Annotated in this window: 18 protein-coding genes, 1 tRNA gene and 1 other RNA gene; 3 read left to right on the plus strand and 17 right to left on the minus strand. The window is 43.4% G+C overall.

The genetic code is table 11. The annotated features are described in order from the left end of the window. Positions 1-65 precede the first annotated feature (65 nt). The 15 genes from AC1U9Z_RS10790 to AC1U9Z_RS10860 form a co-directional block, all read right to left on the minus strand. Complete coding sequence (locus AC1U9Z_RS10790) at positions 66-311, minus strand: 4Fe-4S dicluster domain-containing protein (protein WP_333530018.1); 246 nt, start codon at positions 309-311, stop codon at positions 66-68. Positions 312-322: 11 nt separating this feature from the next. Next, complete coding sequence (locus AC1U9Z_RS10795) at positions 323-886, minus strand: 2-oxoacid:acceptor oxidoreductase family protein (RefSeq protein WP_333530019.1); 564 nt, start codon at positions 884-886, stop codon at positions 323-325. Further along, entirely contained in the window at positions 879-1,652 is a 774-nt protein-coding gene (locus tag AC1U9Z_RS10800; RefSeq protein ID WP_333530020.1) for a thiamine pyrophosphate-dependent enzyme, read from the minus strand. Before AC1U9Z_RS10800 ends, AC1U9Z_RS10795 begins: the two co-directional genes overlap by 8 nt. 31 nt (positions 1,653-1,683) lie before the next feature. After that, entirely contained in the window at positions 1,684-2,769 is a 1,086-nt protein-coding gene (locus AC1U9Z_RS10805; RefSeq protein WP_333530022.1) for a transketolase C-terminal domain-containing protein, read from the minus strand. 71 nt (positions 2,770-2,840) lie between these two features. Then, positions 2,841-3,551, minus strand: coding sequence for a P-loop NTPase family protein (locus tag AC1U9Z_RS10810; RefSeq protein WP_333530023.1), 711 nt, complete (start codon positions 3,549-3,551; stop codon positions 2,841-2,843). 124 nt (positions 3,552-3,675) lie between these two features. After that, positions 3,676-3,939 (minus strand): pro-sigmaK processing inhibitor BofA family protein, encoded by a 264-nt coding sequence (locus AC1U9Z_RS10815; RefSeq protein ID WP_333530024.1) that lies wholly within the window; start codon positions 3,937-3,939, stop codon positions 3,676-3,678. Between the two features lie 142 nt (positions 3,940-4,081). After that, positions 4,082-4,684: a recombination mediator RecR gene (recR, locus tag AC1U9Z_RS10820; RefSeq protein WP_333530025.1), complete on the minus strand. Its 603-nt coding sequence runs from the start codon at positions 4,682-4,684 to the stop codon at positions 4,082-4,084. A gap of 22 nt (positions 4,685-4,706) precedes the next feature. Further along, positions 4,707-5,024 carry a YbaB/EbfC family nucleoid-associated protein gene (locus AC1U9Z_RS10825; protein ID WP_333530026.1) on the minus strand — a complete coding sequence of 106 codons (318 nt, stop codon included), beginning with the start codon at positions 5,022-5,024 and terminating at the stop codon, positions 4,707-4,709. Between the two features lie 39 nt (positions 5,025-5,063). Next, positions 5,064-6,659 carry a DNA polymerase III subunit gamma/tau gene (dnaX, locus tag AC1U9Z_RS10830; RefSeq protein ID WP_479957414.1) on the minus strand — a complete coding sequence of 532 codons (1,596 nt, stop codon included), beginning with the start codon at positions 6,657-6,659 and terminating at the stop codon, positions 5,064-5,066. A 134-nt stretch (positions 6,660-6,793) separates the two neighbouring features. Then, positions 6,794-8,467: a nucleoside kinase gene (locus tag AC1U9Z_RS10835; protein ID WP_333530028.1), complete on the minus strand. Its 1,674-nt coding sequence runs from the start codon at positions 8,465-8,467 to the stop codon at positions 6,794-6,796. 233 nt (positions 8,468-8,700) lie between these two features. Continuing rightward, positions 8,701-8,964, minus strand: an RNA gene (gene ffs / locus AC1U9Z_RS10840) — signal recognition particle sRNA large type. 19 nt (positions 8,965-8,983) lie between these two features. Then, positions 8,984-9,075 (minus strand) — tRNA-Ser (locus AC1U9Z_RS10845). 272 nt (positions 9,076-9,347) lie between these two features. Then, the gene (locus AC1U9Z_RS10850) at positions 9,348-10,439 is read right to left on the minus strand and encodes a zf-HC2 domain-containing protein (RefSeq protein WP_333530029.1); all 1,092 of its coding nucleotides are present in this window, start codon (positions 10,437-10,439) and stop codon (positions 9,348-9,350) included. Positions 10,440-10,696: 257 nt separating this feature from the next. After that, on the minus strand, positions 10,697-10,897 hold the full coding sequence (locus tag AC1U9Z_RS10855) for a cold-shock protein (RefSeq protein ID WP_333530030.1): 201 nt from the start codon (positions 10,895-10,897) through the stop codon (positions 10,697-10,699). A gap of 125 nt (positions 10,898-11,022) precedes the next feature. Then, positions 11,023-12,429 carry a DEAD/DEAH box helicase gene (locus AC1U9Z_RS10860; protein WP_479957415.1) on the minus strand — a complete coding sequence of 469 codons (1,407 nt, stop codon included), beginning with the start codon at positions 12,427-12,429 and terminating at the stop codon, positions 11,023-11,025. Positions 12,430-12,622: 193 nt separating this feature from the next. Between AC1U9Z_RS10860 and AC1U9Z_RS10865 the strand changes: the two genes are divergently transcribed. Beyond that, the gene (locus tag AC1U9Z_RS10865) at positions 12,623-13,702 is read left to right on the plus strand and encodes an NAD(P)/FAD-dependent oxidoreductase (protein ID WP_479957416.1); all 1,080 of its coding nucleotides are present in this window, start codon (positions 12,623-12,625) and stop codon (positions 13,700-13,702) included. Between the two features lie 131 nt (positions 13,703-13,833). Beyond that, positions 13,834-14,895: an SIR2 family protein gene (locus AC1U9Z_RS10870; protein WP_333530127.1), complete on the plus strand. Its 1,062-nt coding sequence runs from the start codon at positions 13,834-13,836 to the stop codon at positions 14,893-14,895. Positions 14,896-15,106: 211 nt separating this feature from the next. Here the strand turns inward: AC1U9Z_RS10870 and mutY are convergent, their stop codons facing one another. After that, entirely contained in the window at positions 15,107-16,204 is a 1,098-nt protein-coding gene (mutY, locus tag AC1U9Z_RS10875) for an A/G-specific adenine glycosylase (RefSeq protein ID WP_479957417.1), read from the minus strand. Between the two features lie 206 nt (positions 16,205-16,410). After that, the gene (locus tag AC1U9Z_RS10880; protein WP_479957418.1) at positions 16,411-17,097 is read right to left on the minus strand and encodes a class I SAM-dependent methyltransferase; all 687 of its coding nucleotides are present in this window, start codon (positions 17,095-17,097) and stop codon (positions 16,411-16,413) included. Between the two features lie 112 nt (positions 17,098-17,209). Between AC1U9Z_RS10880 and AC1U9Z_RS10885 the strand changes: the two genes are divergently transcribed. Next, entirely contained in the window at positions 17,210-17,353 is a 144-nt protein-coding gene (locus AC1U9Z_RS10885) for a hypothetical protein (protein WP_479957419.1), read from the plus strand. The last annotated feature ends 108 nt before the right edge of the window (positions 17,354-17,461 follow it).

Below are 17,461 nucleotides of genomic sequence, written 5' to 3' on the forward strand. Positions count from 1 at the left end.
ACTCCCACCAAAATGGGCGTGTCTCTTTTACTTTATCTTCTTGAAGCTAGCTTAACAGCTGGCATTTACGCTTGTTTTTTCCTCTTATCCACACGGATAGCTGTATCGGGGCAAACCATCTGGCAGATGCCACAGGCAATGCATTCGTCACTGGACTCCACGGAGGGGGTACCATATACACCCAGCACCTTTGACCAGGAAATGCACTTCTTGGGGCACTTCTGGATGCACAGACCACAGCCCTTACACAGACCGGGGTAAAGGGTCCAGTCACCTTTGGTGAGTTCCAGGGTACGACCTTTGAATTCCATGATTTTCCCCCCTATTTCATCAGTTCCATGCCGCGATCGATGGCTGTAAAGTTCAACTCACGCAGCTTAGGATTCTGTTCAAATTTGTAACCCAGTTTCTTCTCAATGGCAGATTTGGCGGCTTCCACAGGGATAACGCCGGTGGCACCAATAACTGCACCCATGATCAAAATGTTAAATACCCTAGGATGTAGCTCGTTTTTAGAAATTTCTAAGGCGGGAATGGCTAATACCTTCTTAGCTTCTCCCTCCTTGGGCAGATCTTCTTCTACTCCCTCAATGCTGGTGTCATATACATAAACCGTATTGGCATCAACATATTGGTGGCAACGGCGCACAGCGCGATCACTCAGGGCAACTAAAATATCTGCCTTATCAAACTTAGGGGCACCAATGGCATTATCAGCAATTTGCAGATAGGCGATTGATACACCACCGCGCTGCTCTACACCAAAGTTGGGGATATAAAGGGCTTCACGACCCTCTGCGTTGGCAGCAGCAGCAAGAATTTCTGCCACAGATTGAACACCCTGGCCACCTTCACCGGCCAAGCAGATTTTTACAGCTTTAGCCATTCTGCTGAGCCTCCTTTTTAGCCTCAAAGGGGTTTTTCTTTTCCCCTACTTTGTAGTATTGAGGCATTTCTTTTTCAATAAAGGCCCAGGTCTTCTCCGCATTGGTGCGCCAGTTGGTGGGGCAGCCAGCCAAAGCTTCCACAAAGGAGAAACCGTTGCCTTCCATTTGGTTTTGCAGTGCTTTCTTAATGTAACCCTTTAACTGCCTCAGGTTAGAGGTGGTGCCACGGGCCACATAGGCACCGTCGCCAGTGATAGCAGCCAGCATTTCCGGACCTTGGGTTGGCATACCCGTTGCCTCGGGGTCACGACCGTAAGGAGCAGTTTCTACCTTTTGTCCAGGCATCGTACAGGGAGACATCTGACCACCGGTCATCGCATAAACGGTGTTGTTAGCCAGCAGTACCGTTACCTTCTCATTACGGGCAGCAGCATTGACAATACCGCCGATCCCAATGGCATAACCGCCACCGTCACCCATATAAGCGATGGTGATTAGGTCGGGGTTGGCACGCTTAATCCCAGTCATTACCGGTGTGGTACGACCATGGTGGGTTTGTACACTGTCACAGTTAAAGAAATCCCAGGACAGTAAGGAGCATCCGATATCACAACCAAATACTACTCTATCTTGAATACCCAGTTCATCAATGGCTTCGCCTAAGCACTTCAGTACCAGGCCGTGGCCGCAACCGGGGCAAAATTTATGGGGTTTCGTTTCTACACGCCAGCTTTTAGGCATGGCAGGTTGTGGAGACACAGACATGTTGGAACCTCCCTCCTTAGTTTCGAAAATCTTAGAGTACCTCTTTCGCTCTTGCCACGATTTGTTCTGTGGTGATACCTACACCGGGACGGAACATCGGTACAATTTCAGCAGTTGCACCATAAATGGCATCCTTAACCAGTTTCGCCAACTGACCTTGGGCTGATTCGGCAATTAATAGTTTTGGCGTTTTATTGGCCAGGGCTTTGAGCTCTTCCGCCGGGAAGGGACGGAGGGTTATGGGACGGAAAAATCCTACCTTGTAACCGGCATCCCGTAATTCTTTTACGGCATCACGTACACCGCGGAAAACAACACCGTGAGCAACGATGACTAGATCGGCATCTTCTACATTCTCTTGAGCATATTCAACTACTTCTGGACTCATTTTTTCAAAATCGGCAAAGTGCTGTTGCAATACTTCATAGAGTTCTTCCTCGGTATTGTAGGTATTGCGGTAATGACCAGGATCACGGTCCACACCGGGAGTACCAGGTTTACCAACATATTTTTCAGAGGGTACCCTTTCGATGCCTCTTTCCGCAGGATCATACAGGGTTACGGATTCACGCAGTTTGGCTTGATAACCGTCGCCTAGTACGAAGGTGGGGAAGCGATATTTCCAGGCTGTATTAAAAGCTTTAATTGTATAGTCAAACAATTCTTGGTGGTTACTGGGGGAATATACAATACGCATTCCTTCGCCGTTACCACCCTGGGTTGTCAAAGTAACTTCTTGTTGGGAGTAAATAACGGTGGCAGTGGATGGGCCACCACGCTGCTGAACGATGGTTACGGTTGGGAGTCTCATCATTTCAGCCATGGAAAGTGGTTCCTGCATTAATGTGTTACCAGGTCCAGCGGTAGCTGTAAAGGCCTTGAGGCCAGCTAACACACCACCCACTGTGGTAAAACCGGCAGACAATTCGTCTTCGGTTTGCAGGAATTTGCGGCCATACTTGGGGATTTGACGGGTCCAGTAGTGCATAATTTCGTTCTGAGGGGTAATGGGATAGCCATACATAATATCGGCACCTGCGGCTAAACAAGCCCAGGCAACTACCTCGTTACCAGTCATAAACGCCCGCTTTTCTCCGGTAATGGGTTTTTCGGACATGAGAGATACCACACCTCCTGAATTAATTGAACTTATCTTACTAAAAAACATAGTATGATGGTCTGGTTGTCCTACCAGAAAGTTCGCGGCATATACCGCACCAGTGGACGCACAAAATTACCCATACCGTCCACAGGGCCGATTTTTTTCGCTACTTCCTGATCCGCGGTGGTAGCCACCACGGGGATTCCCAGAATTTTAGAAACTTCGCCAATGACCTGGGCTCCTTCTTGTACAACCTCTGCCGTTGTTTCATCGCCCAAGTGCGTGTTATTGATCAGACCATGCACAGGACCTAGCTCTTTTATGTAATCAATAATATCCTGTACCGTTGAGGTCATTGGTCTTTTGGTATTTAAGACCACATAAACTTGTAATTCCGGGGTTTGATCCACACCTTCCAACAGGTTGAGTGTCTTTGCTCCTTCAACACCATACCCGATATCCAGTATCACATCCCCTTCCCGATATAATGCCCATCTACTTTCAGGTTTAATAATATTTCCTGCTTCGCCTAGACCAATCGTATCTTTTGTTTCCCAGGCAACCACCGACAAGCCACTTTCTTCCAGCTCTTTTTTGATCGGCCTTAGCGTATAACATGGTTCCACAATATCGAGATCAATTAAATTAACCTTTCGACCGTCCCTGGCAATTTCCAATGCCCGGTTAACAGCCACTTCGCTTTTGCCACTGGCGTACTCGCCCACGTAAGCTTCAACAATTCTCGCTGAGATGGCAAATCCACCTCCATTCCTTGTTAATGGGCTTAGCTTACCCATTTCAGAAAATTCCTAATAGGTCCACAAATAACAAGAACCGGGATAATTCTTATCCCGATTACATATTTCAGTATAATCCCATGAAATTAATAAGTCAATGATTTGTTACACAATTTAACCTTAGCTATAACACAACATAATTAGCCAACACCAAGAGAACAATTCCCGGCACTTGCAAAATACCCGCCGTCAGAAGTGTAAAGGGGTTGATAGCAATATGAATCCCTAAACCACTGCAAACAAAGTTTACGAGAAAGAGTAATACCCCGCCAATGATCAATGATAAACTTAATCTGCCAACGATAACAAGTGGTCGGGCAAAGATTGTCCCAAACAAGTACAAGCCAAACAACCCGATCAGGCTAAGAAGTACAGTTTTCCATTCCATTACCAAACCCCTCCTTTATATTTAGCCATGGCCCATGGCTTGACTCAATAAAAATACCCATTCGCATAAGAAAACCCCCTAGCTATATATAGGGGGTTGAGACAAGTCTTATGACAATTTTTCTATATAAATAAGGAAACTTTTAGCCGAATTCAGCACGGCCTTCCAAGGCCTTATTTAATGTCATGGCATCGGCATATTCAAGGTCTGAGCCCACAGGTATGCCATGGGCAATTCTTGTTACCTTAACGCCCAGGGGTTTTAAAATTCTGGCCAGGTATAGGGCTGTGGTTTCCCCCTCTATATCCGAGTTGGCAGCTAAAATAACCTCCTGCACGTCACCACCCTGGATACGTTTTAATAGTTCCTTGATGGTTAAATCCTCTGGACGAATACCTTCCATCGGAGAAATTGCCCCATGTAGGACATGATACTGTCCCCGATAACCCCGGGCCTTTTCCATGGCGATAACATCCCTGGGTTCTTCCACTACGCATAGTAGTTTATTGTTCCTTGTGGCATCCTTGCAGATGGAACAGGGATCTTCATCCGTAAGGTTGCAACAAATTTGACAGCGCTTGATGGACTGCCTGACTTCGACCAGTGCTTTTGCCAGCCCCTGTGCAAGCTCCGGCGATGCATTTAATACATGAAAGGCCAGTCTCTGGGCTGTCTTTGGCCCGATACCCGGAAGCTTGGTAAATTCATCTACCAACCTGGCCACTGGCCCAGAGTAATACAGCATGGGAAGCCCTCCTCGCTAAAACCTAGAACAAGCCGGGGATATTTAAGCCACCCGTCAATTTGCCCATTTCCTTGGCTACCATTTCTTGGGACTGACGAAGGGCATCATTAACGGCTGTTATTAATAAATCCTGAAGCATTTCTACATCATCTGGGTCAACTACCTCTGGCTTTAAGGTAATGCTGACAATCTCTTGCTTGCCACTAACCACAACCTTAACAGCACCACCGCCGGCACTGGTTTCCACCGTACGGTTTCCCAATTCCTCCTGCATTTTGGCCATGTCCTGTTGCATTTTCTGTACTTGCTTCATCATTTTGTTCATATTTCCACCCATCATAATTATCAAGTTCCTCCTTTATGTTCTACCCCGAATGGTCTAACTGGGGTCATTTTCTAAGTATACAATATCCTTGCCAAAAATACGTACCGCCTCCGTATAGATCGGATCCTCCTCTGGTTTTAGATCCGTCTTAGCTGGAGACTTTTTTCCATGCACACAGCGTACCTCCCACTGTCCACCGAAATGCTTACCTAGCAACCACTCCAGATACTTTCTGTGTTCTGGCTTATCGGCAGTTCGCATGTCAAATTCGTCTAGGAAATACATAACTAAAGTATTCCCCTGAACATCCATGACCGGTTGGTTGCTGTTCAATAGAGACCAAAGGGGCATTTTTTTCCCTTCTTTAATTCCCTTGAGCAAAGCAGGCCAGGCCTTTTGAATTTTATCTGTATTTACATTAACCGCTTGCCCGGCATCCTTTGTCTTAGCTGGCAGGTCTGTAACTGTGCTATCTGCCGGTTCTACCCTCTGTACCGGTTCAGCCTTTATTGGCTTTACGGGTGTATCTACAGGGGCAGGAGGGATTGCGGCTACCACACCTTGTTCCAAGCGACGTTCCAATTCATTAATCCTGCGCGTTAGTCCCTCAACAGAGGCAACAATCTCTGGCCGGGAGGCTTTAACCAGGGCCAATTCCAAAACCAGACCTGGTTGCGAACTCCATTTCATCTCTTGCTCTGCCTGAACGAGAGTACTCAAAATACTAAAAATGGTTTCGTTACCGATGCTGTTGTTAATCTGACCCTCTATCAATAAACCCCTTAAGTAGGAAGTCATTTCACGGGCAAAAAGCCTCAGATCTTTACCCAGATCGGATATTTCCGCCACTAATTCCAGTGCCTCAGCTGTATTTCCTGCTGCCAGACAGCCTGTCATCTTGACTAAAATATCCTGCCGCACCGTGCCCAGGATGCTATGGATGTCTTCGATGGTAACGGTTTTTTCAGCAAAGGCCGCCCCTTGATCAAGGATACTAAGGGCATCCCGCAATCCCCCTTCTGCAGCCTTAGCAATGAGCTGAAGGGCTGCTTCCTCTACATCAATGTGGGATCCCTGGGCAACCTCTTGTAATCTTTCTACCATTTCCTCCGGTTTAATGCGCCGAAAATCAAAACGCTGACAGCGGGACAGAATCGTTACTGGTACCTTGTGCGCTTCGGTGGTTGCCAGTACAAATACAACATGGGCTGGCGGTTCTTCTAAGGTCTTTAATAGGGCATTAAAGGCTTGATCTGTAAGCATATGAACTTCATCAATAATATATACTTTTTTAACCCCGGTTGAAGGTGCAAATTTAACCTTTTCTCTTAAATCTCGAATTTCATCAATACCCCTATTCGAAGCGGCATCAATTTCTACCACATCGACAGAATTCCCCTCATTGACAGCCAGACAATTGTCACAGTCATTACAGGGTTCCCCGCTGCTGGGATTTAGGCAGTTTAAAGCTTTAGCCAACACCTTTGCTGTTGTGGTTTTACCAGTTCCTCTGGGACCGCAAAAAAGATAAGCATGGGCTACTTTATCTTGCCGTAGGGCATTTTGTAAAGTTCGAGTGATATGTCTCTGCCCTACAATATCTCTAAAATATTGTGGTCGCCAGGTTCGGTATAATGCTTTATATGCCAAACTAAACACACCTCATTATATTCTTCCATATTGTTTCGCCCTTTAATACCTATTTCCTTTTTAAGCTGTTATTTCCATATCATATTATACCTAAAAAAATGACACACCCTCAAGCAGCTTGAGGGTGTGTCTATTTATCTTACTGTTCCAACAAAACAACTACCGCCAATAAATTCTCTCACAATGGAATTTAACGGAATTTCATCTATCCCCAGGGGAGCCAAATAGCCAATTAAATCAAGCAATCTTTGGGCCTCTGCATACTCCTGGTCTTCCTTGGTGATTTCTCTTAGGTGCGATTCCACTACATTTTTTAAAACGGCCAATTCGTAGGGTAAGGCAGAATTAAACATGACATCGGCACTCTCTTGGAAGGGGAAAATATTTTTTTCTTCACCCCGGTTTACCGAGAGCCACATGCCTATTGTCTCTCTGGCAGAACGCCCCCGGCAACGTTGGTCCCGGGTAATACGACGTAACAGGCGAACATCCGTGGTGGCGGTACGGTTTTCATTATCCAGATTAATCTGGGTTAGGGCACTGACATAAATCTTAAATTTCCGGCTCTTTGGAACAGAGCTGGTTAACATATCGTTTAAGCCGTGAATACCTTCAACTATCAGTAAATCACTCGGACTTAACCTTAGATGTTTACCATGATACTCCCGTTTGCCTGTTTTAAAGTTAAAGTATGGTAATTCTATTTCTTCTCCTTGAATAAGTTTTATTAAGTGATCATTGAATAAGGCAATATCAATGGCATAGATACTTTCCAAATCAAGATTGCCATCTTTATCCAGGGGTGTCATTTCCCTATCAACAAAATAATCATCCAAGGAAATAGCTACTGGTTCAATCCCGTTGACTTGTAATTGGGTAGATAACCTTTGGGCAAAGGATGTTTTGCCCGACGAGGATGGACCAGCAATTAACACGATGCGGATTCGGTCAATGTTGTCACTAATATTATCAGCAATTTCGGCAATCTTTTTCTCATGCAGAGCCTCTGATATCCTTATTAAGTTATTAATGTCACCCTTGGTGACTACATCATTTAAAGAAACCACATTGTTGACTTTAATTATATTTGCCCACTTTTTAGCTTCATAGTGAATATTTGCTAACTTACCCTGTTCAACATAGGGCGGTACCTCTATCGGGCTATCCAGACTTGGTAGTTCTAAGATAAACCCAGGCAAATAAAAGCGCAGCCTAAAACATTTCAAAAACCCGGTGGATGGCACCATAGGACCATGGGAAATGTCATAATATTCTTCCCCACAGGAGTAAAGCTCTATTTCTTCATTTGGAGCATAACTTAGCAACTTAATCTTTTCAGTTTGGCCCATTTCTGTAAAAAGACGCTCTGCTTGGTCCTTATTAAGTTTAATTAAGTGCATCGGTTCGTTTGCATCAATAATATAACGCATTTGCCGTTCAATTCTTGATATATCCTTTTCCTTTAGCGGTCTATGAAGATTAATTTCTCCATAGCGTCCATTCGCCAGGGTATGCTGAATTACCGCGCTGCTTCCTGGCAGCACTTCAGAAATGGCCCTCATTAATAACAATGTCACACTGCGCCGATAAACTCGTATACCCTCTCTCATTGTTAAATCAACAAATCTTACACTACAATCTTTCACGATTGGTGTTCTTAAATCCACAAATTCATTGTCAATATAGGCAGCCACAACCGGAACAGCCTCTTCCTTTGACCGCATCTCGAGTAGTTCACCCACCGGTGTACCCTGGGAAATTTCATAGGGCTGTTCTCCTTCTAGCATAACCTTAATTACATTTTCCATCTGTACACCCCCAAATATTCGCTTGTTAGTTAAATTACAAACTATTATATATAGAATCCTTAAATAAATCTACCACTAATCTAAAATTCCTGCCACTTGGGACAGGGGACCGGTTTTTTGTCCCAATTCCCCAGACAAGTTCTAATGTAGTCATCAAAAGCTGGATTTCCTTGTCCTTTATAAAAATAAAAACTGCCCATATTTACAGGCAGTTACATGCTTAAATTTAGCGACCGTGCACCTACTGTCGAGTGATAACTTCCGAGCGTATCACCGCAGGTTGCTCAGACCAGGTTGCCTTGCGGCACCCGTAGGGGTTCCCTTAGTGCTGCTTCCGTCAGGACCTGACACGGTTCGAGAGCCTACGCTGCGCAAGACCCGGTCGTCAACGCCCCTTACGATGACCAGACCTCACAAATCATACCCTCGAGTAGGAATTCAACCCAGCTACAGCGGATTGCTGGTGCAGGGCACCGCTACCTCCCCATCTAGCACGGTCAAAGCGATACAATTTAATGGCGGAGAGGGCGGGATTCGAACCCGCGAATGAGTTACCCCATTACATGATTTCCAGTCATGCGCCTTCGACCGGACTCGGCCACCTCTCCATTCGGTTTATTCAATTGTTGCCACATGTTAGATTATATTAATTTCTACTGCCCAAGTCAAGAGTCAAATGCAGACATGCAAATATTTTTTGTTCGACCCCCTGATCACTGTCACTTGCTTAGTATACATAACGAAAGGAAATATTACAACCGGTAAAAAACTCAATCTATAGCAATATTTATTACGTGTTAATATTAGCATGTATAGGCAAAGGTAATTTGAAATAACAAAACCATTTGAAAATAAAAAACCCACCAATTGGTGGGAAAAGTTATTCAATAGCAATGGTTATTATAGAATAATTACTCTGTTGCTCTAAATTTTGAATTAGTTTGATTTGTTGGCTAATGGCCGTGTTTATCATTGCCAATTGTTGTTCTGCTTCGGCATCAGCCTGTTCTTCCACTTGCTGCTGCAGACTTGCTTGTTCAGTCTGGAGCTGCTCCAGTGCGCTAACCGCCTGTTGATGCTGATTGCTTAAATCTCTCTCCGATGGCATATCCGTTATAACCTGACCCAGTGACTTTAATTGTTTTTCCACTTGCGTGGACGCTTGGGCCGGCACCTTAATTGCCAACTTGCCATTACTTTCATTATAGGGTACTATAATGGAGCTATTGTTGCTTTGCGTAATGCTATGGATTGATTTAAGTACCGCACTGCTGTCTTCCGCTGTCAATTTTAAAGCTACGGATCTTGCAGTCATTCCTGCACTTTGTTGAGGCTGATAATTTTCCGAGGCAAACTTTCTGTCCTTTTCACTTTCTACTACTTTGACCGGGTTTACCGTTACAGCCTGCTTAGGCGGTTCCTTCACTCCCTGGGTACGATTGCTGGTATCCCCCTCAACCTTAACAGGAGGATCAGTTTCATTACTAACCTTATCCACTTTGTCATTGGCCGGTTTAGTCGGCTGACCACCCTGGGGTTGCTGTACATCCTGTTTGTTTTGAATTTGTCCAACAATTCCCTGATTATCACTTGGTACTGGCATAAATTGGTTGCCTTCATTTTCCCATAACGTCGTTAATCCCAGGGTCATAGCCATAACTGCTGCCACAGCCATTGTTCTATACCATGATTTACGGGTAACGGCATTTACATGATCCGTCCAGCGTTTTTGTTTTGCTGGTTCAGCCAAAGGCAATCTATCAATTTTTTCCATTAAACCGGCTCGGAAACCAGCCGGTGGAGTTAATTCAGGAAGTTCCTGTAACAAATTCATACATGCCTCTAATTCAGCCAACTCATGGCTACATGTGGAACAGCTAACTAGGTGCTTTTGAACCAAGGCATGTTCATCAGGATCAAGGGCTCCGTCCAGGTACGGTGATAATAATTCTGATACAACCTGGCAATTCACGGATTATCCCCCCCTTCTATTTTGGTAGACGAGCCAGATGCCAAAAATGTTCCAGTTGCTAGATATTTTTTCCTAGAATGGTATCTCCTTTATTTAAACCGAAAATCCTTCTTGCTTAGGACATTTGTCTGATTTTATTGTAAATCAACGGCGATTAAACGAAAAGGTGTAATATTGTGATGTTATGTAAAACAATGGTTCTGAGTAATAAAAAAGCTATAATAAAAAAACTGCCTTAGGGCAGTTTTTTTATTACATTATAGTTTAACAACATTTTCAGCTTGTGGACCCCGGTTTCCCTGAACCACTTCAAACTGAACCCGCTGTCCCTCTTCTAATGTTTTAAATCCATCTCCGGTGATGGCTGAAAAGTGGACAAATACATCCCCACCCTCTTGTGTTTCAATAAAACCATAACCTTTTTCTGCATTAAACCATTTTACTGTGCCAGTTTGCAACGATGTTACCTCCAAAATTATTAATCTTATTACATCTATAGTATACACCCTTATTGTCTTTTTTAACCGTTTCTTAGAAATATTTTAATTAATTCCTAGGCCAGTCCATGGAGCGGACCGTTCCCTTACACCTTACCCACTTTTCTTCCCCTGGAAGCGATCGTATGATTGCTCTGCTTGCCTAAATTGTTTTTGCTAGCTCGTGTTCCATTAGGAGAAACCCTTGTTTTTCCAGCTGTCTTACCCATGCTATTTCTCCCATTTTTTCCTTGACCGTCCCCCGTCAAAGAATTCTTTTTACCTTGGGGCCGCTTTCCCTTTTCATAAAGCCCCGGGGTCCTTTTTCCTCTGGTGGGTTCCTTTACCATCTTTTTCTCTTTACCTTCAGCATTATTACCAGAGAGCCGCTGTATCTTTTCCCCATTACTATCTCTTTTTTCAAGGGATTTCCCAATACCCTTTTCTATCAACTGCAAATACATACGTTCCCGGGGAGTAATTAATGTTACCGCCAGGCCGGTCCAACCCGCACGCCCAGTTCTACCTATGCGATGAATATAACTCTCCACATCGTGGGGGATATTGTAGTTAAAAACATGGCTAACTCCTTCAATATCCAATCCCCGTGCTGCCACATCCGTTGCCACTAGAAGCTGCAATGCCGCTTCCCTAAATCGTTTCATCACTTGCTGCCGTTTTGCTTGGGATAGGTCACCATGTAATTCATCTGAGCTAAAACCTTGCCCAATCAGGTATTCATTCAGGGCACTGGCAATTCGCTTGGTCCGGCAAAAAATGATGGCTAGATAGGGACGATAGACCTTTATTAAATTGCTAAGGGTCTCCTGTTTTGTCCGATCCGTTGTCTCCACAACAATTTGTTTAATCTCATCCAGAGTAATGTTCTTACCCTGTACACGAATATCCACCGGTTTTTTCATATAACGCAAAGATAATTCCCGTACCTGTTGAGGTATGGTGGCAGAAAAAAGCATGGTTTGCCTTTTCTCGTAGGTCTGTAAAATTATTCTTTCAACATCCTCCAAAAATCCCAGGTGCAGCATCTGATCTGCTTCATCCAATACCAACATAGACACCCCGGTAAGCCTAACCGTACCACGACGCAAGTGATCCAACAGGCGCCCAGGTGTAGCAACAACCAAATGAATATTTCCCTTGAGCTTCCTGACCTGTTGCTCCACATCTTGGCCACCATAGGCGGCCAGTACATTAATATCGCTACCTGTTATTATCTTTTTTATTTCGGTGGTTATTTGTAGTGCTAGTTCCCTGGTAGGAGTAATAATCAGAGCTTGAATATAAGGTTTTTTTACTTCTATTCGTTCTAAAATGGGTAATACAAAGGCCAGGGTCTTACCTGTACCAGTCTGGGCCTGAGCAATTACGTCCTTCCCAGTCAGCAGTACGGGTATCGTTTGTTCTTGAATTGCCGTGGGCCTGTGTATGCCATTGGCTTTTAATTTTGCATTTAGTTCATTACTAATACCAAGGGTTAAAAAATTGGCAGTCATCTTATCGCATCCTTTAAAAGTAATAATGCCTTATTGTATCAAACTAGATTCATTGTAGACAGTCTAAATATAGTCTTGCCAATTAAAAGGCACTTCATTGGTTTTCTTGTGCTTTTCGTAACGTGGGTAAAATACGATACCCTGGGGATATACTAGCCATACTTATAGAAAATTACCGTAAAGAGGGGTTTTTATGAAAGTTGCCATTATCGGAGCTGGACCAGCCGGACTTGCCTGTGCGGTTGAATGTGAAAGACTTGGTATCATCCCAGATGTTTTTGAAAGGGATAATACCGTTGGTTGGATATGGCCATCGGTTACCGTAAGTTTAAATATTTTTGATTTAGATATGGGAGATCAAAGCAATGTAACATACAAAAAATTTGGTATTGATCTTTTACCCCTTACAAAAACCAATAGTTTTACTTTAAAGTCACCAAACAGTGAAATTAAAGTTGAGGGTAATCTAGGCTATTACTACGTTCGAGGCAAGGATCCAAACTCAATTGAAAACCAGTTGCTAAGAAAATTAGAGAAAACACCCATACACTATAACAGTCCTGCAGATTATAAGGAGTTAGCCAAAAAATACGATTATGTAGTAGTTGCTACAGGTATTGAAACAACGGCCAAAGAACTTGGTATATGGGAACAAAAGGGATTGGTTCATATGCATGGGGGGATGGCTCTGGGTAAATTTAGCCCAGGCAATTCCTTTTTATACTTTAATACAGAATATGCTGGTACAGGCTATGCCCGGCTAACCCCTTATAATTCCACCCAAGCAATCGTGAAAATTTATAATTTTAATTGTGAGGAATCAAATATAGATAGCCTTTTTACTGATTTTTTAGAAAAGGAAAAACTAACCCATTTGCAGTTTTTTTATAAAATAACACCACCCATGTTCTCGATCGGAAAGGTTAAAAAATTTCAGGTGGACAACGTCTTACTGATCGGTCGTGCGGCTGGCTTTACAGATCGTTTAGTAGGAGTTGGTGCCTCCTTTGCCATTGCCAGTGGCGTGTATGCCGCCAGGGCCATCATCAAAGGTAAGGATTACAATTCCTTGGTTAAACCACTACAGCAACATGTGGAGAATATATCCGCCTTTCGAGATGCCATGGCAAATATAGACAATGACGGATTTGATAAGGTTATTTCTATATTGGGTACCCCGGGAATAAAGCAGGTTATTTATAATACAGGCATTGATTTTACGGATATGGCCGGAGCGGTTTTAAAAAATATCAACAAGCTTTTGGGAAAGTAATAATCTCCCAAGCACCCGGTTGCTATTTGTTGCCACCAACAGTTACTAATCTATCAGGCAGGAATATTTGATACAATGTAAAATGTAGTTAATTTTAGAAGCTTTTTGGGCCAAGGGGGTGAACGGATTTGGTGGACAATGTTATTATTCTTGGCGCTGGTGCCTCTGCGGCGGAAGGTGCACCCGTTCAGGCTAAACTTTTTAAGGAATATTTCTTGCTTAAAAGAAAAAATGGGGAACCCATCAATAAACACTTAATATCCTACTTTTATAACTTTTGGCATATCAACCTTAACACGGTTGATTTAGAGGAAGTCCTATTTCCTTCTTTTGAAGAAGCCCTGGGGATGTTAGAGCTAGCTAAACAACGTCAGGAATACTTTTTAAACCTATATAATACAACTAACTACCATCACATGGACCAGATTATTGAAGAACTAATATTTTTAATCGCTGAAGTGCTACAGAGAACCCTTGGGCAATTCAGTAAACTTCATACGTTACTGGTAGAAAAGATGGTGAATAATAATAAAATAAGAAACACTTCTTTTATTTCATTAAATTATGATATTCTCATTGATAACTCTTTAACAAAACTACATGACGTAATCGATCTTGATTATGGTATCGATTTTGTTAATTTTAATGAGCCAGGCAACTGGCACAGGCCTAATCCTGATAATTCCATTAAATTATTTAAAATACACGGCTCCTTAAACTGGCTGTATTGTCCTATTTGTAAAAAAATACGCATTACCCCTTTAGAAAAAAGCGTAACCCTACTAATTAGCAAAAATCTTAAAAACCGATTATTATGCCACAGTTGCAAAGCCCTTTTTGTACCTATTCTTGTCCCACCAACCTTTTTTAAAATTATGTCCAACCCTTATTTAGTTCAAATCTGGGATAAGGCTGAGAATGCCCTTAGGGAATGTAAAAATATTGTCTTCTGCGGCTACTCCATACCGGAAGCAGACATTCATATCAAATATCTATTAAAACGAGGCACCTTAAACCGCTCAACACCTCATCCAAATATCGTTGTAGTAAATAATTACCCTGGTAAACCCATGCAAACCAAAGAAGATGAGAAAATACGCTTCATCCGCCTCTTTGGCAAAGAACGGGTTCATTATTCCACCATAACAACCTTTAAGTCCTTTTGCACGCGCCCTGGCCTGTATTTGGTGTAACGAAAAGGGATCCTCACTTTCAACAGCGAGAATCCCTTGATACCTGGCATTTTTTAACGCGAAACCGGATCACGGAACCCGGGGGACTAAAGACTTTAATGGGGCGGGCTACCGATTTATCGGAAGTCGCTCGAATGACTTCCATTCTATATTCATTCCGGACCGGAAGGATACCTAAACGGTTGAAAGATCCGTGCGGTATATCCAGCCGTTATTCCAGGGAGATTTCAAGCTGCTCCCATCCATTGTCCGAATGCAGCAGCTTCAGAACACGCTGGAAGGCAGTGGGGACGGCATAGCGCTCCAGTTCCTCTTCCTCCACCCAATGCAGGACATCGCTGTGAGGCATGGGTTCTGCCAGTAAGAAGGTAAAAACGTCCATTTTCCAGATTTGATGGGAAAAGACATGGGAAGCTGAACCGAGCTTCCTTGCATTTTTCAGCCGCAGCCCATATTTTTCCTCCAGCAATTGTGCAGGGGAGCGAGAATCCTTCTTTTCAACGATGGGCAATCCCCATAGCTGTCCCAGCAGGCGATCATTTTTCCGGAATTCCAGAAATATTTTTCCGTTTTCCCGCAAGACGGCTACCCAGCAAGGAACGATCCGAGGAGCCTCCTTCTTTTTCTTGACCGGCAGCTCGTTTTGCCGTCCGGTCCTGTAGGCAGCACAGAAGGATTGCACGGGGCAATGCCCACAAAGGGGCGCTAACGGGATGCATACAAGGGCGCCCAACTCCATCATTGCTTGCGTGAATTCTCCCGCATGGTCTTTGGGGATGATCGGACAGACAATGGCGGCGACTCTTTTCTTCGTCCGGCTCTGGGAAATATCATCTTCACTTCCCTCCAACCGGCAAATAACCCGAAGCACATTGCCGTCCACGGCAGGATAAGGCTGGTTGAAGGCAATACTGGCAATGGCCCCGGCAGTATAATCCCCGATGCCGGGCAACTGCCGAAGGACTTCGTAGTCCCGGGGGAATACCCCGTCATATCGTTCCACCACCTGTTGAGCCGCCTTTTGAAGATTCAGCGCACGGGAATAGTAACCCAGCCCTTTCCACACAGCCAGCACGTCCTGTGCGGAGGCTCCGGCCAACTCCCGGAGGGTGCCGAACCGTTCCAGAAAGCGACGGTAATACTGAATGACCGTATCCACCCGCGTTTGCTGCAGCATGATCTCGGAGATCCATATTTTATAAGGATCGGTCGTATGCCGCCAGGGCAAATCCCGCTGGTTCTTCCTATACCATTCTAACAAAGGCCCGACTGAGGCTTTTGCGCCTTCCCCCGTCTGTAAGTTTTCCATCGTTTGCTCCATTTTTCGTTTTTTTTATTATAGTGCGTTCACCGGATAAATAAATACCCGCCAAATAAAAACCGCGCTTTGACGGGGCTTCAAATATGCCTAAATATAATCTAAATTCCTCCAAACCCGTAAAGTTTGGAAGAATTTCTTAAAAACTACTTCATAGGCAAGTATATAATAATAGGTTTGGAGGATTTTAAATTAAACTAATTTCTTCTTCCAAACAGTACTACAAAATTAAAATATTTGTAAATGCAATCAACATCTGAAAAACCAATTTCCCTTAACCATTTCAATTGGTCTTCTAATGTAGACATTTTATCCAAGTTAGTCCTTTCAAAAGCCGAGGACAACTCCTCTTTTGATAAGCCACTACGTTTAACCTTGTCTTTCCAATCTCCTTTATACAAGGTTTCAAGATATGGCGTGCTTCCAAGGACTTGGTCAGCGTTAACAAAGACGCCATTTTGATTTAGAGCTAAATAAATACTTTTATATAACTGCTTTTTCTCATCTTCCGTTAAATGATGAATGGATAACGCTGAGATAATCACATCATATTTCTTATCAAATTTATACTTGGAATAGTCACCAATTATATAATTTACCTTAGGTTTACCCTTAAACCTCTCTTTCGCTTGTTCTAGCATTTTTTCCGAAATATCAATTAAAGTTAAATTGGCATTGGGGTATTTTTCTAAGGCAAAGAAGGATAATAACCCTGTTCCTGCACCAATATCCAAGATATTCGGTTTTTCATTACTTGTTTTAGCAACAGAAACTGCTATCGAATAAAAATCGTCAAAGCACGGAATAATCTTTTTCCTTTGACTATCGTACTGGCTTGCATTATTATTAAATTTTCCCCTTACATCACTGAATTCAGAATCCATAAAGCACCCCTTTTTGGTTTTCCTAATCATACCAACATTCATTTTCATATTCAATATTTTCGGTTATTTGCTGATGGCTGTCCTGAAAAATTTCGCCCCAAGGTACGTCCCCTTGCTTAACTCAAGTAATGACAACAGACACGCCTTTTGCAGCCAAGCCCTTTATGATGCTAAGCAACGAAACCGTGATGTAATTGGGGAAAGCATGATCGGTAGAATCCTAGCTGCAGAACGCCAACGCAGTACAGTTGGTTAATGAATACGCCCCCATTGTCTACAAGAAGATAGCATGGGGGTTTTCCCTATTATCCACAGTATTAACAGTGGTTGGCTTTGACATTGACAGTGAGAAATTTTCCGTCAA

The organism is Desulfotomaculum sp. (assembly GCF_982386235.1).